Raw genomic sequence first — 20,171 nt, forward strand, 5'->3', positions numbered from 1 at the left:
GCCATCTTAGCAGATTTTACAGGTAAAATATCGGTTTTGTTGGCGATTGCTCATGCCTGCCCATGTAGCCATGCGTGCTCATGTAGCGAGTCCAAAAGTATTGCAAAATTTTATAAGGTGTTAGTATGGTAAAAAATCCCCTAGTGGCTGAGGTAGTAGATAGCGTATGGCGTTAATCCGTAAACGTAAACTCACTGACCAGCAAACCCGCCGCATCCAAAAACAACAAAAATCCCAGCAAGTGCTGGACGATGCCCAGCTGATGGATGGCATTGTTGTCGCAAACTTCGGCAAGCAGCTTGAAGTCCAAGCCACTAGCCTACCGCAAACCCTGCCTGAAAAACCGATTGTCGCCGCTGACGAGCCAGAACCGTTTTGGCAACCCATCACCCTGCACAGTGTTTGGCGTTGTCACACCCGTACCAACTTGCCACTGATTGCCACTGGGGATAAAGTCCGCTTTGTCGCTGACCCAAATACAGGGCTTGGGCGCATTGAAGCGATTTATGATAGACAAAGCATCATCAACCGCCCCGACCGTTACCACAAGCTCAAACCCATTGCCGCCAATGTCGATATTTTAGCAGTCGTATTCGCCCCGCTGCCGCTGCCGTCTGCCCAGCTGATTGATCGGTATTTGGTGGCTTGCCATCACTCAGACATCACGCCATTGCTGATTTTAAATAAAGCCGATTTGTTGGCAGATGGCAGTCATAGCGAGGTGACAGAGCTACTGTCAGCCTATCAACAGCTTGGCTATGCCACCTTGGTGACCCAATCGAATGGTGATTTAACTGAGCTAAAAAACACCGTTGCCGGCAAGAACGTGATTTTTGCTGGTCAATCAGGGGTTGGCAAAAGCAGCTTGGTCAACCAGTTATTGCCTGCTGCAGGGCAATCAGTCAATGAAATTTCAACCATTTCACAGTTGGGTCAGCATACCACCACCACCAGTCGATTTTTAGCGTTTGACCCGATGGCGCTCAGCAAAGGTGCCATTATTGATACACCCGGTATTCGCGAATATGGGCTTTGGCATTTGACCCCTGATGATATTTTGCAAGGCTTTATCGAGCTTGCGCCGCTTGCACCCTACTGCCGTTTTCGCGATTGCAAACATACCGAGTCCACGCCCAATTGTGCGATGTGGCAGGCGGTGTCAGACGGGCAGGTGCTAGCAAGGCGGGTGGAGAATTTGGTGCTACTGCAACAAGAAGCAGCTTCGCAGGATTTTTAAGCTTGCGATTTTAGAGTAAATATTAGACTAAATAAAAGTTTCTTAAAATTGACAACTACCGTTATAATACAGTCAATTTTTTATGGGCAATGAAACGATAATTTTGACGACATGCCCCTGTGGAGGATATCTTGGAACGTTGGTTTGAGTTTATGGGTCATCACCCATTTTTATTTGGCACCATGTTTGTGCTAATTGTGCTATTTTTTATGCTTGAGAACAAACGCAGTGGCAAAAAAATCAATCCAAATGCAGTCGGTTTGATGATCAACAACCAAAACGCTGAGCTGATTGATATCCGCCCACGAAAAGATTTTGAAAAAGGCTATATCAAAGGCAGCCGCAATATCCCGTTTACTGAGCTTAAAAACCACGTTGACGCACTTCGCAGTGCTGACCATCCTATTATCATCGTTTGTCAAATGGGTATGACCGCGGGTACTGCAGTGGCAATGATTGGTAAAGACAACGTTTATCGTCTTGATGGTGGTATTACCAATTGGCAAGCCGCAGGTTTACCTTTAGTGGTAGAAAAAACCGTGCCCGGCAAAACCAAATAAGACTGCTTGGCTGTTCACAATTTGAAATTTAAATCGCCAAGCCCCATAACCATCAATAACGCTTTATTATGTCATCGGTATCTGATAATAAGCTTTTAACCCATTTTAAAAAATCCAGAAATAAGGAGATTGTTATGGCTATGGTGAAAATTTATACCACACCGACTTGCCCCTACTGTATGCAAGCTAAAATGCTATTAAAAAACAAAGGTCAAGCATTTGAAGAAGTTAACATGTATGATGTGACCACAGAGGAACGTCAGGCATTGGCGCAAAAAACCAATAATTACCGCACTGTACCGCAAATTTTTATTGGCGATAATTTTATTGGTGGTTATGACCAACTTGCCAGTCTTGAGCGTCAAGGCAAACTTGATGGTCTATTAGCGGATTAATCGTTCGCAGATTAAACACCTTTACTAGAACTTTACTAGATAAATAACCCCCATTATAAATACAGTTGATAGTTTTTAGACTTTTTTTAAACAAAGTTAAAGCTGTCATATTGTTATAATCCACTTAAGAGCAGTTAATTGAGGACACTACCATGGCAGACGAACAAAACTTACCACAACTGGCGCTAGAACGTATCTATGTTAAAGATATGTCATTAGAAGTACCGGGTGCAGATGTATTTACCCGTGAATGGCAACCAGAGCTTGATATCAACCTATCAAGTGCCGCTGAAAAATTGGACGATGACCACTACCAAGTAATATTAACGGTTAATGTGACTGCCAATAACGGTGGTGAAACCGCTTTTATCGCAGAAGTACACCAAGCGGGTATCTTTATGTTGCAAAATATCCCTGAAGAACAATTGGGCGCAATTTTAGGTGCGTATTGTCCAAACGTATTGTTCCCTTATGCCCGTGAAGTGGTCAGTGACATTGTGACCCGTGGTAGCTTCCCACAATTGTTACTTGCGCCAGTCAATTTTGACCAAGCCTATCAACAAACGCTTGAGCAAGGTAACTAATTTTTTTTAAAGTTAACTATTTTAAAGCTAACTAATTTTTAAGTGTCAAAAATTAAGAGCAGGATAAGCCCTGCTCTTTTTTTATGTAAATTTAAGGTAAATCGTTAGGACTTGGGTCTGTGGCGTAGTGACCAAATAGCAGTGAGCAGATGTGACGGCTGGCTAAAGGCATGGGTGCTTTGCTGATAATCCTGCAGCGCTTGATAAAGTTGTGTCGCTCGTTCAAGGTGTGTGATAATCATGGGGTTTTCCAATCCCAACCAATTGGGCTCATATGGATTAAAGCATGAATGATTAAAACGATAAACCGCTTAATCAAATAAATGCTTAATCAAATAGACATAGGTAGCAAATGATGTTGAATCCAGCCGCGATAAGCGAAGTATCCAATCCGTGCCGTGTGGCGTGTGTCACAGGTGGCGCCAAACGAATTGGTCGGGCGCTTGTGCTGGCACTGCACCAAGCCAATTATAATATCATTATCCATTACCACACCAGTGAATCAGACGCCATGGAACTTGTTGATTACTGTAATGCCATTCGCCCACAATCAGCAAAAAGCGTGCAAGGGGATTTAGAGGATTTTGAAACGTTGCCACAAGTGACTTGGCGCATAATCAACAGTTTTGGTCGATTGGATTGCTTGGTTCATAATGCCTCACGCTTTTACCCGACGCCCTTTGGTCAAATCTCTCAGCAAGACTGGCAAAATTTATTTTTGACCAATGCGCAAACCCCGTTATTTATCAGCCAATATTTATACCCTTATCTAAAAAAATCGCAAGGCTGCATTATCAGCATTTTGGATATTCACGCTAATGGCAAGCCATTTGGCGGTTATACAGTCTATAACATGGCAAAAGCCGCGCACCAAATGATGGTGCAGTCCCTAGCAATCGAACTAGCGCCCGATATCCGCGTCAATGGCATTGCACCGGGTATTAACATTTTACCCATAGAGGGCTCTGAGCAAGCGCTCACCGCTGAAACGATTGAAAAAATCTGCCATGCCGTACCGTTAAAAAGAATTGGCACACCGCAAGATATCGCGCAAGTGGCGGTATTTTTGGCAGCTGCCCCGTATATCACAGGGCAGATTATTGCAGTGGATGGCGGTCGTGGTTTGACCTTAGCGGGTAACGAAAGCAGGTAAAGCACCCGACTAGCCGCAACGCATCGAAATTTTGAATAACGTTTAATGATGTTTTTTCAGTAATTCCATTAATTCTGCTGGAATGTCATCCTCATTGCTAGCGCCATTTTGATTAGCGCTGTCATTGTTTTGGTCAAAGTTTTGTGACGTGGGTAGCTCGGTCAAAGCCTCTTGGGGTTGTCTTTCACCTAGGGTCACATTGACGCTGCTTTGCGCTTTATTACGCATCACTTGTAGATTAACCACACTGTTGGGGGCTTTACGTGCGACCATTTGAATCAGTGTATTGGCATCATTGACAGGTTTATTATCCATTGCGGTGATGATATCCCCTTTTTGCAAGCCCGCTTTGGCAGCAGGACCATCACGCATCACGTTCATCACTTCAACGCCCTGCGTGTCATCACTGAGTTTGGTTGGGTCTTTCATCGAACTTTGTAATTCAATCCCAAGCCAGCCGCGGTGCACTTTACCATTTTTAATAATGCCATTCATCACAAGCTTAACAATCTCGGTAGGAATCGCAAATCCAATCCCCATCGAGCCGCCCGAGCGTGAAAAAATCGCGGTGTTGATACCAACCAGCTGACCATAAGCATCGACCAGCGCACCCCCTGAGTTACCGGGATTGATAGCGGCATCGGTTTGGATAAAATCTTCCACCGTGTTGATACCCAGTCCCGTGCGCCCCGTTGCCGAGATAATACCTTGGGTGACGGTTTGACCGACCCCAAACGGGTTGCCAATTGCCAACACCACATCGCCCACTTGGGTCGACTGTTCACGAAATCCTAAGGGTTTCAGCCCTGTCAAATCAACCTTAATCACCGCCAAATCACTTTCCACATCGTTGCCGATGACTTTTGCCGTTGCCTTGCGACCATCATTGAGCATCACGATAATGTTATCGGCTTTAGAAATCACATGCGAGTTGGTGACAATATAGCCATCTTGCGAAATAATAACCCCCGAGCCTAAATTGGTATTATCGCTTTCGCCATTAGGGATACCGTGATATTCAAAATAGCGGCGCATCATCGGGTCATTCATATAGGGATGCTCCTCGATTTTTTGCGTGGTATAGATATTGACAACTGACTGGGCAGCGACTGCGACAGCATTGTGATAAGATGCCACCGCAGCATTTGGATTGTCACCGAGTTTTTTGGTATCGACAGGCTCAGATTTGGGCGGCTGCCAACTGGTCTGACTGGCTACCATCGCTTGATTTTTGTGCCAAGGCAGCTGTGGCTTGGTCATCATCCACAAGCCCGCCAACAGCAGTAGCAGTAACAAAATCCAGGGTAGCATTAGAGTAAATTTGTTAGGTTTACGATACGTAGGCGGCAAAACGGGTGGGGTTTCCAAAGGCTTGTCTGAACGAGGGTCTGTCATAGTCAATGTTTCTCAACGATAGGTCAGAAAATAGACGGGTTTGAGCGAAAAATACGGTTTAGTCTAACACTGATTATTTGGTGAGTTGAGCCGATTTTTTATTAGTTTTGTTTCAAAAGATATCTTTGATATTACTGGCTTCAATAAGGGTAAGGGTTGGCTTTGTTGAGGACTGGATTATCATAAAAAAACCGCAGTCATTACTGTGACTGCGGTTTTGAAAGCTATCGCTATATTAACGCTGTATTGGAATTTTTCAGACGTCTTTACGACGCATATGCGGAAACAAAATCACATCACGAATACTTGGTGCATTGGTAAATAACATCACTAAACGGTCAATACCGATGCCCTCGCCTGCAGTCGGTGGCAAGCCATAGGACAATGCTTCGATAAACTCTGCATCATAATGCATCGCTTCATCATCGCCTGCGTCTTTCTCAGCCACTTGTTGTTTAAACCGCTCGGCTTGGTCGATTGGGTCATTGAGCTCGCTAAAGCCGTTGGCAATCTCACGCCCGCCGATAAACAGTTCAAAACGGTCAGTAATTTCGCTGTTGTCATCGTTACGGCGTGCTAGCGGTGAGGTTTCGGCAGGATATTCTGTGACGAAGGTTGGTTGACGCAGTTTGGTTTCTGCGGTTTCTTCAAAGATAATGGTTTGCAGTTTGCCAATCCCAAAGATATCTTTAACGTCTTGTTTGAGTACATTTTTGGCATAATCCGCTAGATAATCACGGTCTGCGATTTTGCTCATGTCAAAATTATCCGCGTATTTTTCAATCGCTTTGGTCATTGGCAAGCGTTCAAAAGGTGCTTTAAAACTAATTGCTTCACCTTGATAATCAATCTCTGTGGTACCTAAAATATCGTTTGCCAGTTTTTCAAACATATTTTCGGTTAGTTTCATCAAATCTTCGTAATCGGCATACGCTTGATAAAACTCAATCATGGTAAATTCTGGGTTGTGACGCGCCGACACCCCTTCGTTACGAAAATTACGGTTAATCTCAAACACACGCTCAAAACCACCCACGACTAGACGTTTTAAGTATAACTCTGGCGCAATGCGTAAGAAAAGCGGCATATCAAGCGCATTGTGATGGGTGACAAATGGACGCGCCACCGCACCGCCTGGAATGACGTGCATCATCGGGGTTTCGACTTCCATGTAACGCTCGTTAAGCATATACTCACGAATACCAGCAATCACTTTACTACGGATAATAAAGGTGTTACGGCTGTCTTCATTGGTCATCAGGTCAAGATGACGGCTACGATAGCGAGCCTCAGTATCGCTTAACCCATGAAATTTGTCTGGCAGGGGGCGTAATGATTTGGTCAATAACTGTACTTCGGTAGCATGCACAGATAATTCACCGGTGTTGGTACGAAATACATAACCTGTCACACCAATAATGTCACCGATATCCCATGTTTTAAAGTCATTATAAATCTCTTCGCCCAAGTCGTTTTTACTGACATAGGCTTGAATACGCCCTGTCATGTCGGCAATGGTGACAAAGCTGGCTTTACCCATCACCCGTTTGAGCATGATACGACCGGCGACAGTCACCATGACTTTATCGCTATTTGCCAATGTTTCTTTGTCTTTATCGGCAAATTGCTGCTGCAAGTCTTGGGCGTAATCTTTGCGTTTGAATTGGTTTGGGTAAGGGTTTTTGCCTGCTTGTTTGATTAAATCTAATTTGCTGTGACGTTGTTTGATAAGTTCGTTGACGTCTTCAACGGGTTGTTCAATTTCAGGATTTTGCGGTTGGTTTGACATGAGTTTTCCTTAAAACAGGCATACAAAAAATAAAAAGCGTCAATATCATGCTAAATCAATATGTTAAAAATTTAACTAGCATCAATGACAAAATCATAGCCATATTGCAAAATCTTTTCATCAACAGTTAAAAATGAAAATGCTCTACTTTGGCTTGAGTAATTAACAATCTATCAAAAGGTTCTTTGTGAACATGGGGCAAATTCTTGATTTCAAACATGTGTTTATTGTCAATGTAGAGTTGATCAAAACCACCTTTGATTAACCCCCTGTGTCAAACTGTCTAGATTGACACAAAAATTAGGTTTAGCCAGTAATGATTTAACCACAACTTCCCACAAACTGACATAACTACAATAAATGTCATTGTCAATATCAATCAATTAATTGAGGCACTTTCATCAGGTTGTTTCCAAGTAGTTTTTGGCAAAAAAAATAACATAGACAAAATTGTACCAATAGGAAATCCTAACAATAAAAACGCAAAAACAATTTTAGATATTTTGCGAGCTAATTCAACTTTATTTTTCGCTCCGATGGCTAAAAACCCATGCAGTAGCATCAATGGCAAAAAGAACAAAAAACATGCTACCAATAATTCAAAGAAGGTTGCATGAGCACCAAAACCATAAGCAAAAAAAGCATACATCATTGCCAGTAATACATAAAAGATTACAAAGCCAATATGCACTCGCATGAGTCGTAAATTATTGTTATTATAGGTTGATTCCCATTTTTTCATTGAAAAAATTACTCTTCCCCACTCACCGATGCCATCAAGTCAGCTTGGTGCTCACGCAATAGGCTATCAAGCAACTCATCTAAGTCACCCTGCATAATGGCATCGAGTTTGTACAAGGTTAAATTAATACGGTGGTCGGTCATCCGCCCTTGGGGAAAATTATAAGTGCGAATGCGCTCCGAGCGGTCACCACTACCGACCAAATTTCGACGCATATCACTTGACGCATCGATTTGTTTTTGTACTTTTTCTTGCTGAATTTTGGATACCAACATTTTCATGGCTTTATCGCGGTTGGCGTGTTGGCTACGCTCTTGCTGACACTCGACCACCGTGCCTGTTGGAATATGGGTAATCCGCACCGCAGAGTCGGTTTTATTGATATGCTGACCACCTGCCCCACTGGCACGATAAGTATCGATACGCAAGTCGGCAGGGTTGATATCTACGGTATCATCAATTTCAACCTCTGGCATCACCGCAACCGTGCAAGCCGAAGTATGCACCCGTCCTTGGCTTTCAGTCTCTGGCACCCGTTGCACCCGGTGTGCGCCCGACTCAAATTTTAAGCGGCCATACACACCCGTGCCTGATACACGGCTGATGATTTCTTTGTAGCCGCCATGCTCGCCTTCGTTCTCGGACAGTACTTCGACTTGCCAGCCTTGGGCTTGGGCATAACGCTCATACATACGAAATAAGTCACCGGCAAAAATTGCCGCTTCATCGCCGCCCGTCCCTGCTCGAATCTCTAAGAAGGCAGGCACTTTATCATTCGGGTCTTTAGGCAGCATCATCACATTGAGCACGTCTTCAAGCGCGTTGATGGTGTCTTTGGCGGTTTGGATTTCTTCCTGCGCCATTTCTTTCATGTCGCCATCGCCCGTTGAATCTGACAGCATTTCTTCAGCGGTTGCCAAATCTTCTTCCGCTTGGCGGTATTTGCCCCAGACATCGACCAATGCGGATAAATCACTGTGCTCAACCGATAATTCACGGAATTTTTTGTTGTCATTCATGGTTTCTGGCTCAGACAGCATGGCGGTGACTTCTTCGAAACGGTCAGACATTTGGTCAAGGCGAAAACGTAAAGATTCTTTCATAATGATGGCTTAAAAGTTTTGGCTTAATTTAGGGCTTAAAAGTTTTGGCGCAATGTGCGCTTAAAAATAAAAATGGCAAAATAATCGGATATTTTGCCACACTTTGGGGGGATTTGCATGGGTTTCGTGAGAGGCAATAAAAAGCTTAGACTTTTTTGACCAACACACCCCCAATTGAGTAACCTGCGCCAAACGAGCAAATCACACCCAAATCACCTGACTGCATATTTTCTTGGTGCTTGTGAAACACAATCATAGGGCTGGCTGAGCTGGTATTGGCATATTCTGCTAGCACCATAGGCGCAATCGATTTATCCGCTTCTTTGCCCAACACAGTGCGTAAAATCAAATCAATCATGTTGGCATTAGCTTGGTGCAGCCACATTTTTTTGAGGCGTTGTGGCTCGATGTGGTTTTTATGGAGTAGTTCAAGGATTAAATTGGACACGGCAGGACACACTTCACGAAATACTTTGCGACCTTCTTGCAAGAACAATTTGTCGGTCACAGGCTCGTCGATATCAGGATACATCGGCGTGCCAGCGGCTAAGAATTCACTGCGATCCAAAAAGCCGTATTCATTTTTAATATTGGTTGAAAACTGGGTAAACAGATGACTATCTAAAATTTCATAGCCTTTGGGTGTGGCTGTTTTTTCGTCAATCTCTTCGATAATCGTCGCGGTTGCCACATCCCCAAAGATAAAGTGGCTGTCACGGTTGCGCCAGTTAAGGTGCGCTGAGGTGATTTCGATATTGACCATGGCGACACGTTTGGCGGTGCCAGATTTGATCAGACCGACCGCTTGGGCGATACCAAAGGTTGCTGCGCTACAGGCGACGTTCATATCAAAGCCAAAACCGCCTTGCATACCAATATATTGCTGAATTTCGATGGCGATGGCAGGATACACGCGCTGGAAATTTGAACAAGCAACAATAATACCGTCTAAGTCGTTACCTTGTAAACCTGCATTGTCCAGTGCTTGTTTGAGTGCATCTAGACCCATTTCTGCCATGATGGACATCTCTTCGCCAAGCTTGCGATAAGGAATCACAGGCGCCATGATATCTGGGTTTAAAATTCCGTCTTTTTCCATCACATAACGCGATTTGATACCTGAGGCTTTTTCGATAAATTCAGCCGTCGAATGCACCAGTGCCGTCTTCTCACCACGGGCGATGGCATCGGCATTTTCGGCATTATAGTTGTCAACGTATTGGTTAAAAGTCGCGACCAACTCTTCGTTACTGATGCTGTAAGGCGGGGTGTATAATCCTGTGGCAGTGATACAAATACTCATATTAGGATTCCTTTTCTAAAGGTAAAACGGCAAGGTAATCATCTAGCTGTTGTCATCAATAACGATGCTGCGCTGCATGCCATCAGGGATGGTATTGAACAAACAGATGATTAAAAATAGGGGTGTGGCTTATTATGCCTTGAAAATAGCGATAATGCGATAACTATGTTACAAATTATTTCATAGCCTTAAAAGTACAGAAAACAAAGGCGAGGGTTTTTTGCGGGCATACACTACCCATACTACTATAATCTTGCTATTTCTGAGTCAATCGGTACTGCGATAAATCACCACTTGGTTAAACTGCTTGGCTTCGTCCATATCGGGCAAAGTGGTTGTGTTATCCAACGTCGTTACCTTTTGGTAGCGCGGGTGAGCAAAGTCTTTGACGCGGCTATCAGCCACCCAAACCTCATGCGCGTATTGTAAGAACACATCTAGTAACGGCAAGTTAGCTTTGTCATACAGCACATCCGCGACCAATAGCACATCGACCTTATCCATGCCCAATTGCTGTTTTAACTCAAATAAATTATCTAACAGCTCAATCGTTACCCCATTTAATTGCGCATTGGCTTGGCAGCTAGTTAGACTTACGCTATCGATATCACAGCAAATGACTCGTTTGGCACCCGCCATTTTTGCGGCAATACCGACAATTCCCGACCCTGCGCCAAAATCCATCACCACTTTATTGCGCACCATCTGTGGCTGCTGCAAAATATACTGCGCCAATACTTGCCCTGACGCCCATGCAAACACCCAATATGGACAATTCTTCCACAGATTTTCTATCACCGCTGGCGTCAAATCTTCATGACAAAAATCTGGATCAATGAGCCATAAATAAAAAGGTTGATTCGGCTTAGATAATAGCGGCACGTATGTCTTGGCAAGATTAGCGTTAGGCAACACTTGCTGCAGTGCGGTAATCAGTTGATGAAAAACGGCTGATGCGTCAGAAGCAGTTGATGGCATTGAAGTTTTATAAGTAGAAGTTTTATAAGCGGAAGTTTCAGCATCAGTCACGTAGAGATTTCCAGTCAGGGTGAAAAAATGAATACAAAAAAATGTACAAAAAAAAGGAAGCTTTAAGCACTTCCTTTTTTAATTTAAACCCATTATTTTGCTGCTGCTTTTTCTGCCGCTTCTACCGTTTGACGGATGAGTGTATTGATGGTCATTGGACCTACGCCACCGGGCACTGGGGTATAGCTTGAGGCAATAGCTTCGATACCTGTCAGCTCAATATCACCCACACCACCGCTCGTACCATCCGCATGGGTACGCGGGTGAAATCCTGCATCGACCACCACGGCGCCCGATTTAATCCAATCTTTTTTGATAAGTTCTGGTTTACCCACAGCACCCACCACGATATCTGCTTGTTTGACCAATTCTGCCAAGTTCTGGGTACGTGAGTGGCAAATGGTCACGGTACAGTTGGCATTTAATAGCATCATCGCCATCGGTTTACCCAAAATCGCGCTACGACCCACGACCACCGCATGCTTACCAGCAAGCTCGACGCCGTTTTTTTCTAATAAATACATAATGCCTTGCGGGGTGCAAGAACCGTACGCAGGCTCGCCCATCGCCATATTGCCAAAGCCTAAACAAGTCACGCCATCCACATCTTTTGCCAGTGCAATGGCATCAAAACAGGCACGCTCATCAATTTGGCTGGGCACAGGGTGCTGTAGCAAAATCCCATGCACGTCTGGATTGTTGTTAAGCTCGGCAATTTTTGCCAATAGTTGCTCGGTGGTGGTGGATTGTGGCATGGCAACTTTTAACGAATCCATACCCACACGTTGACAGGCATTGCCTTTCATTTTGACATAAGTTGCAGAGGCAGGGTCATCGCCCACCAAAATCGTTGCCAAAATCGGCGTGCGTCCAGAGTCTTGTTTTAACTTGGCAACCCGCTCGGCAAGTTCAGCTTCCATTTGTTTGGCATACGCTTTGCCATCTAACACTGTCGCAGTCATGGTGGTTCCTCAATCAATAACGAATCGGTCAACAAAAAGTCGGTTAGCAAAAAATTTGCGTTATTTTAACCGATTTTGCGGTGTGATAACATCCATTGAAAATGTTTAACCATTAAATTAGCGCTCAAATACCCTTCACAATCCTTCATTACATCGCTAAAATGGCTAAAAAAGTCCTTGCACTTTTAAAAATTTTTGCTATCATAGCAAACCTAAATGAAATGGCTGGGTAGCACAGTGGCCATGCATCGGATTGCAAATCCGCGGACGCCGGTTCGATTCCGGCCTCAGCCTCCATTTTCATTTTGCGGTGCCATTATTTTGTTATTATGGGTGTTTTGTTATTATGAGTCAGCAATAAACGCGAAAAATATCGTAAAAAATTGCTTGCAAAGTTAACAAAACTGATTATAATAGCACCCACTTCTGACACAGACACCTCACGACGCCAAGCGTCAGTGCTGTGACTACCCTGCCCGGGTGGTGAAATTGGTAGACACAAGGGATTTAAAATCCCTCGCTCTTACGAGCGTGCCGGTTCAAGTCCGGCCCCGGGCACCATTGATTAAGCCTAAACTTTTACGTTTAGGCTTTTTTGTTGCCGGCTATTTTTTAACTTTTACTTTTTGTCTTTCAAATAATGGTTAGCCGCCTAAGTTAACGGCACCACTCTCATCACTTCTTCAAACGTCGTCACCCCTTCGGCAATTTTTTTCGCGCCTGCCAGTCTTAACGGCTGCAACCCATTTTGATAGGCGATTTGCGACAAGTCAGCGCCTTCGCTAATCAATTTTTTAAGCGCATTACTGATCACCATGATTTCATACAACCCCACTCGCCCAAGATAGCCGGTATTACGGCAGTGTTCACAGCCTACGGCATGATTGATGGTATCTGGGGCTGCGGCTTTCCAAGGACTGACTAACGCCTGCCAAGTCTGCTGCTCAATGTCATTCATGGGCTTATTGGATTTACAATGTGGGCAAAGGGTACGCACCAAACGCTGTGCCATGATGCCCAAGATAGTCGCTGAGGTTAAAAACGGCGCCACGCCCAAATCATGCAGCCTTGTTAACGAACTGGGTGCATCATTGGTATGTAATGTCGATAACACCAAGTGCCCAGTTAGCGAGGCTTGTACCGCCATTTCTGCGGTTTCGGTATCGCGAATCTCGCCAATCATGATGATATCGGGGTCTTGACGCATCAACGAGCGAATACCGTCAGCAAAGGTCAAATCAATGTTGTTTTGAATTTGCATTTGGTTAAACGACGGCTCCACCATCTCAATGGGGTCTTCAATGGTACAGACATTGACTTCTTCTGTCGCCAGTTTTTTGAGGGTACTGTACAGCGTCGTGGTTTTACCCGAGCCTGTCGGACCTGTGACCAAAATAATACCATTGGCTTTACGGGTCATGTCATCCCATTTTTGCAAATCTCGCCCTGTCAGTCCCAACTGTTCAAAAGAGCGCACCAGTACCTCGGGGTCAAATACCCGCATCACCAATTTTTCGCCAAACGCAGTCGGCAGCGTCGATAACCGCAGCTCGGTTTCTTGACCTTTGGGGGTACGGGTTTTGAGCCGTCCGTCTTGCGGTTTACGTTTTTCAGCGACATTGAGTCTTGCTAAAATTTTTATTCGAGCCACCACCGCGGTCATAATCCCAGTCGGCATTTGATAAACGGTATGCAAAATACCATCGATACGAAAACGCACGTTGCTTTTATCTCGGCGCGGCTCTAAGTGAATATCACTGGCACGCTGGTCAAAAGCGTACTGTAATAACCAATCAACAATTTTGACGATGTGTTGGTCATTGGCATCGGGGTTTTCAATATTGGCGGCATTGCCCAGTTGTAATAACGCTTCGACATTGGTGATATCGGCATCCGCGCGTTTTTGCTGATGGTTTGCCCCCGCAATGGCTTTGGTGACTTGATAAAATTCTTGGCGATAGCGGTTGATTTGCTCGGGACTGATTAATACGGTTTTGATTTTTTTGGGCGACACGATATGCGCAATATTGAGCTGCCAATCTTGATAAAATGGCTGGTCAGTACCGATTTCCACCGTATCTTGGGTGACGGCGACTGGCAAAATGTGCTGCGAGCGCGCATATTCAAATGACATAATCGATGTCACTGAGGGCACATCGGTTTTCAGCGGGTCAATACGTACATAATCAACGCCTGCTTTTTGTGCCAACCAGCGATTGAGCTGGTCAAGACTGAGTGCCATGTGCGTGGTTTTATTGACCAGATGAAAGCCTGCAATCACTTGCAGGGGATGCAAGCTTTTGCGGTTATGGGTCATCACCAAATTATAATCACGTTGGTCAATGATGCCATCTTTTAGCAGTTCATCAAGACACCAACGGGTATCAATTATCATTGAAAAAGCATTGGAGAGCATAGGTTTTCCAAAACGATTGCGCCCATAGCCATTAGGGACAATCGGGTTAAAGGATTAAAATTATCATAAAATTGAGTGAAATAAATCACCACGCTACCCATCGTTATGGCTTGGCAACTTATACTGACAATATAGTATCAACAATATGGGCAAGAATATAAGGGCGACTACTGGTATAGTCCTTTGCCATCAAATCGGTGCAACCGCAAAAAATACAGCCCAGATAAAATCGTCATGATACCCAATATGATAAAACTGTATGAAAATGCGGTTTGCGTCTGTGCCAGCGAAGCGCGAGCGGGCGTCAGTAAATGTAGCAGCATCGCCCCAAAGCCAATCCCAAAACTAATCGCCAATTGCTGGTTGACCGCCAATAAACTATTGCCACTGCTGGTTTGACCTGGGCGAAGCCGTGCGATACTGATGGTGTTCATCGTGCTAAATTGTAGCGAATTACACGCCCCCATAAAAGTCAAAAATGGCACACTTAGCCAAATCGGCGTAGTTTGATTGAGTTGTGATAGCAGCATGATATTAACGCCAATCAACAAGGTATTGCCCGCCAATGTTTTACGATAGCCAAATTGCTTCACAATACGCGTGACTAGCGGCTTGGTCAACAATGCGCCCACCGCAATCGGTGCCAACATCCAACCCGCTTGTGATGGCGAATAGCCCTGCACCACTTGTAGCAGTAGCGGCAGTAAAAAAGGAATCGCACTCATCCCCAAACGGGTCAGCAAATTGCCAACAATGCCCACGCGAAAGGTACGCACTTGAAACAAATCCAAGCCAAATAGCGGTTGTTGCCCATTACGCGATTCTGAGTATTTGGCGTGATAATAATAGCCAATAAGCAGCATAATCGCCAATAAAGCAACCATCACGGGAAAAACCGCTGACGCCAGATTATCGGCATGAATGTTATTGGCAAACTCGAGCGCAAAGGTAAAGCTTGCCATCGCGCCACCAAACAGCAAAAATCCCAGCAAATCCATGCTGGGATTGCGCTGTAGATAGTTAGGCATCAGTTTCCACCCTGCCCACATCCCCAATGCCCCCATAGGAATATTAATCAAAAAAATCCAATGCCAGCTTGCCAGCTCCACCAAATACCCCCCGACCAAAGGCCCAATCACTGGCGCAATCATTGCAGGCATCACCGCATAATTCATCACCGACAGCATACGTTCTCGCGGATAGCTTTTAATCAGCGTTAACTTGCCCACAGGCATGAGCATCGCACCGCCCAATCCTTGCACCACGCGAGAAAAAATTAGGCTATTGAGCGTTGGTGACACCGCACACATCATCGAGCCTGCGGTAAACACGCCAATCGCCACCATAAAGGTGGTCTTAGTGCCATACTTATCGGCAATAAAACCACTAATCGGGGTAAAAATTGCCAAAGTGAGCGCATAGCTAATCACTGTCCACTGCATTGATAACGCAGGCTGATTTAAATCATGCGCCATCGCAGGCAAAGCGGTATTGAGCACCGTTGAGTCTAAGATTTGCATAAACAAGGCGATTGCCACCACGATTGGCAAATATTTGGTTTGCGCGGGGGTCAAGGCAGCTGTAGCAAATAGGTCATGCTGTGGCTTTTTGTCTTCGGTAATGATGGAATTTGGCATGGTTAATTTTTAACAATTGCTCAAGGGGCTGTAATTGAGTGCATGTAATTAAGTCGCTGTATAAGTGCTTGTAATAAAATCACTAGGGTTAAATGACTATGGCAAATTGGCTATAACCAAGCAAACTTAGGTAACAACTTATTTCACGATAATTGTTAACTTTCTAATGTTTTGACAGCAAACCGTCTAGTTTTCACTGCTGTGCGCAATTAGGGCAGTCACATACTGATTTTGTGGTTGAGTGAAGATATTGTCTGTCGTATCATACGCTTGCGTTTCGCCATTTTTCAATACCAGTATCGTTTGGCACAATGCCTTAACCACCTGCAAATCATGGCTGATAAAAATATAGCTTAAACCAAATTTTGCTTGAATATCTCGCAATAACTTCACCATTGCCACTTGGGTGCTGCTATCAAGCGCCGATGTGGGTTCATCGAGTAACAAGATTTTGGGCTTCATCACCAATGCCCGCGCAAGTGCCACCCGCTGACGCTGACCGCCTGAAAGCTCATGCGGATAACGGCTGACAAAATCTCGTGGCAACCGTACCGTGTCTAAGGCAGCTAATACCGCTTGTTCACGCGCCGTTTTTGCCATACCTTGGATGGTTAGCCCTTCTTCAATTATCTCAAACACACTAAATCTTGGATTGATACTGGCATACGGGTCTTGAAATACCATTTGAATATCTGAGCGATACGGCAAAAAGGCTTTATTCGACAACGCTAAAACGTCCGTCATGTGAGCATTGGCTGACAGCAAAATCTGACCTTGCACCTTGGCAGCATTCGCCAATAATTTGATGAGTGCCAAAGCCGTGGTAGTTTTGCCAGAACCCGACTCGCCCACTATACCCAAGGATTGCCCTTGCATAAGGGTCAAATTTAACCCTTTGACCGCCTCAAACCATTGGGTGGTTTGACCCAATATATTGTTTTTTTGGGGGAAAGCGATGGTTAACTGTTTAACTTCTAAAACACTGGGTGAATTGTCAATGATTGGCAAACTTTGTCCAAACTCTTGATAAATCAATGAGCGAGTATAATCCTGCTGCGGCTGGTTAAATATCGCTTGGGTCGCCCCCTGTTCCATGACCTTGCCTTGCTGCATGACGATGAGGTTGTCACTGTAGCGTTTGACAAGGTTTAAATCATGGCTAATGAGTAGCATCGCCATGCCACGCTCGTGTTTTAGCCGATGCAGTAACCCCAAAATCTCATGGCGTAAAGTCACATCTAGGGCGGTGGTTGGCTCGTCTGCGATAATAATGTCAGGGTCTTGCGCAAGTGCCATCGCTATCATGATACGCTGGCGTTGACCACCCGAGAGCTCGTGCGGATAGCGCGCAAGTTTGCTTTCAGGGTCGGCAATATTGACTTGGGAAAGTAGGTCGATGGTACGCTGTCGCCAGTGTTTTTTTGCCACGCCAGCCAGACTTAACGATTCGGCGATTTGTTTGCCCACTGTGTGCAAGGGGTTTAAGGCGGTCATCGGTTCTTGAAAAATCATGCCAATACGTTTGCCACGGATTTGGCGAAATAGGTTTTCGGTCTGTTTTGGTTTGTTTTGATTGCTTAGGCTATTTTGTTCGATGGGTAAAATGATAGCTTTGTCAGTTTGGCTATCTTTTTTGCTTTCAAATAAACTGGCTTGTCCTGTTATGCTTAGGCTATTTGGCAATAGTCCAAGCAAGGCTAGGCTTGAGATGGATTTGCCAGAGCCAGATTCGCCGACGATGGCGAGCGTTTCACCTGAGTTTAGGGTGTAAGAAAGATTATCGACCAGTGTTTGATTGGCGGATTTTATGTTTAAATTATCCAACTTTAATGTTTCTTTATTCATTATTTTTATTTAATTTACCTATTGGTTGAATATTAGATATATCTTTTACACGTTCCTCATCTATCAATAATATATCTCCTTCTGAATCGTAAACTACTCCATCACGTTGTCTATAAAAAATACCATCACTTATCAATTTATTTACAACAGCATGATACTCACGTTGAGAGCAGTTTAATTTCGTAAGAATTTCTAAGTGCATCTTAGGTTTCCAAGGTTGGATTGGCAATAATGCTCTAACTTGTTCAACAAATTCATCTGAAATTTCAATAGATTGCCTATTAAAATCTGCTTTATATTCTTGTAATTTATTTATTTGTTCAAATCCTTTTATTTCCCATTTTTTCTCAGCAATTTGACACATTTTTATAAAATGTAAATTACTAAATCTAAGCCTATTTATTGTAATTTGTTCAATTAATTCAAAGCATTCTAAACAAGTTTCGTCAGTAATTTTATCAAGATTAATTTTAATAAAATCAGCTACATTGAAGTTAAAGTTATTTAAAATCTTTGATGCTACTAGAAAAGCAAGAAATTGACGGTTATGTTTAATGAATCTTTCACTTTTTGAATTTGTTTTTTTAATGGAAAATAGAAATTTATCAATTTTTTTCATAAATTTAACTATTTGTGGCCATACTTCTAGATTTGAATTTTGGTCAAAAACCTTATTATATTTATCATCATTTACAATGAATCTTGATTTCAAACCAGTTGCTTCTTTGGGGTTTTTGAGAATGAGCGTAATATAGCCAGTAGATAGATAAAGCGGACTAATTACTTTGTCAGACTCTATACCTTGATTCTTATAAAAATTCGTCCTTCTCTCATAATAAAAATCATTTAGTTTTAAAACTTCTTCAATATCTCGTTGAATTTTATCTGTTGCATGTAAAGCAGATGTTTCAACCTGTGTTTGGTTATTTGTTGCTCTAATAATTGCATCCCTAACTAAACTTTCATTGGTTACTATGATTTTCACTAGAATAAGTCTATCTTTAGGGTCTTTTCCCCCAATAATGAAATGATTAAAGATAGACTCCGTTGTTTGCAGACCATTAACAATTTGGATATCTTCTACTTGAATTGTCTTTCCAATAACTGTTGCACCTGTTGCTAGAATTGTTATTCCATTATTCAACCACCAAAAATCTGGTGACTCAGAATCATTTAAGGTATTTCTTATATCCGTGTTGACTGAATTTAATCCCATAAACGCTCTAATATTAGAATCAAATAAATATCTTCTTAAAGAGCCTTCGTTATTAATAAAATTAAAATAATCTTTTATTTTAACAAGCAGTACATATCGCTCACCTTCAGATAAAAATTCTTTGAATGGTAAACTAAGAGAAAAATTTGGTAATTTTCTATAAGATTCAATTAGTTGAGAAGAACCTATAAATTTAAAATTTACCTCACAATTCCCAAATTGACCCTGTATTAATCCAACAATTTGATTAGACCTAGCAACAATGGTTTCTCCAATAATAGAAGTATCTCCCCTTGATGCGTAGATTAAATTAATTTTAAAACTATTTAATCTAGGTGAAACTTTTCTGTAAGCAAATCTCAGATTATCTCTCATAGATAAAATAATATCTGAATATTCACCTTTTAATTCGCTATTTTCGAGAGATAAATCTAAGAACTCAATCAGTGTTGAATTAAGGTTGTCTAAAGGTGCTTGTTTGAAAGTATCTTGGTGTTTACAAGTCAAAATAAAAATTTCGAGTTCGCAATTTGTTTTAGGCCAAAAAAATGAAGCGATGTCAGTTAAATAATGTCCATTTACAAAGATATAAAATCCATCAATTCCACCATCTGCTCTTCCATCCACAGAGCCAAAAAGGATTTCTTCATCAGATAAATTGTAGTCTTTTAAACTTTGTTCAAACACAAAAAATTCAAAAACCTCGCCTCGTTCTTTTGAAGGTTGGCATTCTTCAATTCTTTCATCAATTATTCCATCAATTAATAAGATATCATTTGTTGCCATATTTTATCCCTTAAAAATT

Annotated in this window: 17 protein-coding genes and 2 tRNA genes; 7 read left to right on the forward strand and 12 right to left on the reverse strand. The window is 43.0% G+C overall.

Annotated elements, in window-relative coordinates:
* Nucleotides 1–166 precede the first annotated feature (166 nt).
* The 4 genes from rsgA to secB all read left to right on the forward strand — a co-directional run bounded on the left by rsgA (nucleotide 167) and on the right by secB (nucleotide 2,776).
* Nucleotides 167–1,237: a ribosome small subunit-dependent GTPase A gene (gene rsgA / locus RT064_RS07315; protein WP_313062654.1), complete on the forward strand. Its 1,071-nt coding sequence runs from the start codon at nucleotides 167–169 to the stop codon at nucleotides 1,235–1,237.
* Nucleotides 1,238–1,368: 131 nt separating this feature from the next.
* Nucleotides 1,369–1,797: a rhodanese-like domain-containing protein gene (locus RT064_RS07320; protein WP_313062655.1), complete on the forward strand. Its 429-nt coding sequence runs from the start codon at nucleotides 1,369–1,371 to the stop codon at nucleotides 1,795–1,797.
* Nucleotides 1,798–1,931: 134 nt separating this feature from the next.
* The gene (gene grxC / locus RT064_RS07325) at nucleotides 1,932–2,192 is read left to right on the forward strand and encodes a glutaredoxin 3 (RefSeq protein WP_100270201.1); all 261 of its coding nucleotides are present in this window, start codon (nucleotides 1,932–1,934) and stop codon (nucleotides 2,190–2,192) included.
* A 152-nt stretch (nucleotides 2,193–2,344) separates the two neighbouring features.
* A complete protein-coding gene (gene secB, locus RT064_RS07330) occupies nucleotides 2,345–2,776 on the forward strand; it encodes a protein-export chaperone SecB (protein WP_007114956.1) in 432 nt (143 codons plus the stop codon).
* 104 nt (nucleotides 2,777–2,880) lie between these two features.
* Here the strand turns inward: secB and RT064_RS07335 are convergent, their stop codons facing one another.
* Complete coding sequence (locus tag RT064_RS07335) at nucleotides 2,881–3,018, reverse strand: hypothetical protein (RefSeq protein WP_188875002.1); 138 nt, start codon at nucleotides 3,016–3,018, stop codon at nucleotides 2,881–2,883.
* A 110-nt stretch (nucleotides 3,019–3,128) separates the two neighbouring features.
* Here RT064_RS07335 and RT064_RS07340 point away from each other — a divergent pair, with 110 nt between their 5' ends.
* Complete coding sequence (locus RT064_RS07340) at nucleotides 3,129–3,929, forward strand: pteridine reductase (protein WP_313062656.1); 801 nt, start codon at nucleotides 3,129–3,131, stop codon at nucleotides 3,927–3,929.
* Nucleotides 3,930–3,971: 42 nt separating this feature from the next.
* Here the strand turns inward: RT064_RS07340 and RT064_RS07345 are convergent, their stop codons facing one another.
* From RT064_RS07345 to folD, 7 genes are all read right to left on the reverse strand, one after another.
* Complete coding sequence (locus RT064_RS07345; RefSeq protein ID WP_312539358.1) at nucleotides 3,972–5,240, reverse strand: S1C family serine protease; 1,269 nt, start codon at nucleotides 5,238–5,240, stop codon at nucleotides 3,972–3,974.
* Nucleotides 5,241–5,580: 340 nt separating this feature from the next.
* Entirely contained in the window at nucleotides 5,581–7,113 is a 1,533-nt protein-coding gene (lysS, locus tag RT064_RS07350; protein ID WP_313062657.1) for a lysine--tRNA ligase, read from the reverse strand.
* 379 nt (nucleotides 7,114–7,492) lie between these two features.
* Nucleotides 7,493–7,855 carry a hypothetical protein gene (locus RT064_RS07355; RefSeq protein WP_101963521.1) on the reverse strand — a complete coding sequence of 121 codons (363 nt, stop codon included), beginning with the start codon at nucleotides 7,853–7,855 and terminating at the stop codon, nucleotides 7,493–7,495.
* Between the two features lie 8 nt (nucleotides 7,856–7,863).
* A complete protein-coding gene (gene prfA / locus RT064_RS07360; RefSeq protein ID WP_313062658.1) occupies nucleotides 7,864–8,958 on the reverse strand; it encodes a peptide chain release factor 1 in 1,095 nt (364 codons plus the stop codon).
* A gap of 145 nt (nucleotides 8,959–9,103) precedes the next feature.
* Complete coding sequence (locus tag RT064_RS07365; RefSeq protein ID WP_313062659.1) at nucleotides 9,104–10,261, reverse strand: beta-ketoacyl-ACP synthase III; 1,158 nt, start codon at nucleotides 10,259–10,261, stop codon at nucleotides 9,104–9,106.
* 267 nt (nucleotides 10,262–10,528) lie between these two features.
* Entirely contained in the window at nucleotides 10,529–11,239 is a 711-nt protein-coding gene (locus RT064_RS07370; protein ID WP_313062702.1) for a class I SAM-dependent methyltransferase, read from the reverse strand.
* 143 nt (nucleotides 11,240–11,382) lie between these two features.
* Nucleotides 11,383–12,252: a bifunctional methylenetetrahydrofolate dehydrogenase/methenyltetrahydrofolate cyclohydrolase FolD gene (gene folD, locus RT064_RS07375; protein ID WP_313062660.1), complete on the reverse strand. Its 870-nt coding sequence runs from the start codon at nucleotides 12,250–12,252 to the stop codon at nucleotides 11,383–11,385.
* A gap of 223 nt (nucleotides 12,253–12,475) precedes the next feature.
* Here folD and RT064_RS07380 point away from each other — a divergent pair.
* A tRNA-Cys gene (locus RT064_RS07380) sits at nucleotides 12,476–12,549 on the forward strand.
* Nucleotides 12,550–12,726: 177 nt separating this feature from the next.
* Nucleotides 12,727–12,813, forward strand: a tRNA-Leu gene (locus RT064_RS07385).
* Between the two features lie 91 nt (nucleotides 12,814–12,904).
* On the opposite strand, the gene tfpB is transcribed toward RT064_RS07385, so the two are convergent.
* The 4 genes from tfpB to RT064_RS07405 form a co-directional block, all read right to left on the reverse strand.
* Entirely contained in the window at nucleotides 12,905–14,668 is a 1,764-nt protein-coding gene (tfpB, locus tag RT064_RS07390; protein ID WP_313062661.1) for a type IV pilus assembly ATPase TfpB, read from the reverse strand.
* Between the two features lie 167 nt (nucleotides 14,669–14,835).
* Nucleotides 14,836–16,305, reverse strand: coding sequence for a DHA2 family efflux MFS transporter permease subunit (locus RT064_RS07395; RefSeq protein WP_313062662.1), 1,470 nt, complete (start codon nucleotides 16,303–16,305; stop codon nucleotides 14,836–14,838).
* Nucleotides 16,306–16,491: 186 nt separating this feature from the next.
* A complete protein-coding gene (locus tag RT064_RS07400; RefSeq protein ID WP_409519543.1) occupies nucleotides 16,492–18,150 on the reverse strand; it encodes an ATP-binding cassette domain-containing protein in 1,659 nt (552 codons plus the stop codon).
* The gene (locus tag RT064_RS07405; RefSeq protein ID WP_313062664.1) at nucleotides 18,143–20,152 is read right to left on the reverse strand and encodes an AIPR family protein; all 2,010 of its coding nucleotides are present in this window, start codon (nucleotides 20,150–20,152) and stop codon (nucleotides 18,143–18,145) included. The genes RT064_RS07400 and RT064_RS07405 overlap by 8 nt, the downstream gene beginning before the upstream one ends.
* Nucleotides 20,153–20,171: the final 19 nt, after the last annotated feature.

Origin of the sequence: Moraxella sp. CTOTU49097, from assembly GCF_032064105.1 — a bacterium.
Classification (GTDB): Bacteria; Pseudomonadota; Gammaproteobacteria; order Pseudomonadales; family Moraxellaceae; genus Faucicola; species Faucicola osloensis_B.

What these genes read in the sequence shown, in the direction of transcription:
- rsgA (WP_313062654.1), top strand. Translation starts at nt 167, where the DNA reads ATGGCGTTAATCCGTAAACGTAAACTCACTGACCAGCAAACCCGCCGC.
- grxC (WP_100270201.1), top strand. Translation starts at nt 1,932, where the DNA reads ATGGCTATGGTGAAAATTTATACCACACCGACTTGCCCCTACTGTATG.
- secB (WP_007114956.1), top strand. Translation starts at nt 2,345, where the DNA reads ATGGCAGACGAACAAAACTTACCACAACTGGCGCTAGAACGTATCTAT.
- RT064_RS07335 (WP_188875002.1), bottom strand. Translation starts at nt 3,018, where the DNA reads ATGATTATCACACACCTTGAACGAGCGACACAACTTTATCAAGCGCTG.
- RT064_RS07340 (WP_313062656.1), top strand. Translation starts at nt 3,129, where the DNA reads ATGATGTTGAATCCAGCCGCGATAAGCGAAGTATCCAATCCGTGCCGT.
- RT064_RS07345 (WP_312539358.1), bottom strand. Translation starts at nt 5,240, where the DNA reads ATGCTACCCTGGATTTTGTTACTGCTACTGCTGTTGGCGGGCTTGTGG.
- lysS (WP_313062657.1), bottom strand. Translation starts at nt 7,113, where the DNA reads ATGTCAAACCAACCGCAAAATCCTGAAATTGAACAACCCGTTGAAGAC.
- RT064_RS07355 (WP_101963521.1), bottom strand. Translation starts at nt 7,855, where the DNA reads ATGAAAAAATGGGAATCAACCTATAATAACAATAATTTACGACTCATG.
- prfA (WP_313062658.1), bottom strand. Translation starts at nt 8,958, where the DNA reads ATGAAAGAATCTTTACGTTTTCGCCTTGACCAAATGTCTGACCGTTTC.
- RT064_RS07365 (WP_313062659.1), bottom strand. Translation starts at nt 10,261, where the DNA reads ATGAGTATTTGTATCACTGCCACAGGATTATACACCCCGCCTTACAGC.
- RT064_RS07370 (WP_313062702.1), bottom strand. Translation starts at nt 11,239, where the DNA reads ATGCCATCAACTGCTTCTGACGCATCAGCCGTTTTTCATCAACTGATT.
- folD (WP_313062660.1), bottom strand. Translation starts at nt 12,252, where the DNA reads ATGACTGCGACAGTGTTAGATGGCAAAGCGTATGCCAAACAAATGGAA.
- tfpB (WP_313062661.1), bottom strand. Translation starts at nt 14,668, where the DNA reads ATGCTCTCCAATGCTTTTTCAATGATAATTGATACCCGTTGGTGTCTT.
- RT064_RS07395 (WP_313062662.1), bottom strand. Translation starts at nt 16,305, where the DNA reads ATGCCAAATTCCATCATTACCGAAGACAAAAAGCCACAGCATGACCTA.
- RT064_RS07400 (WP_409519543.1), bottom strand. Translation starts at nt 18,150, where the DNA reads ATGAATAAAGAAACATTAAAGTTGGATAATTTAAACATAAAATCCGCC.
- RT064_RS07405 (WP_313062664.1), bottom strand. Translation starts at nt 20,152, where the DNA reads ATGGCAACAAATGATATCTTATTAATTGATGGAATAATTGATGAAAGA.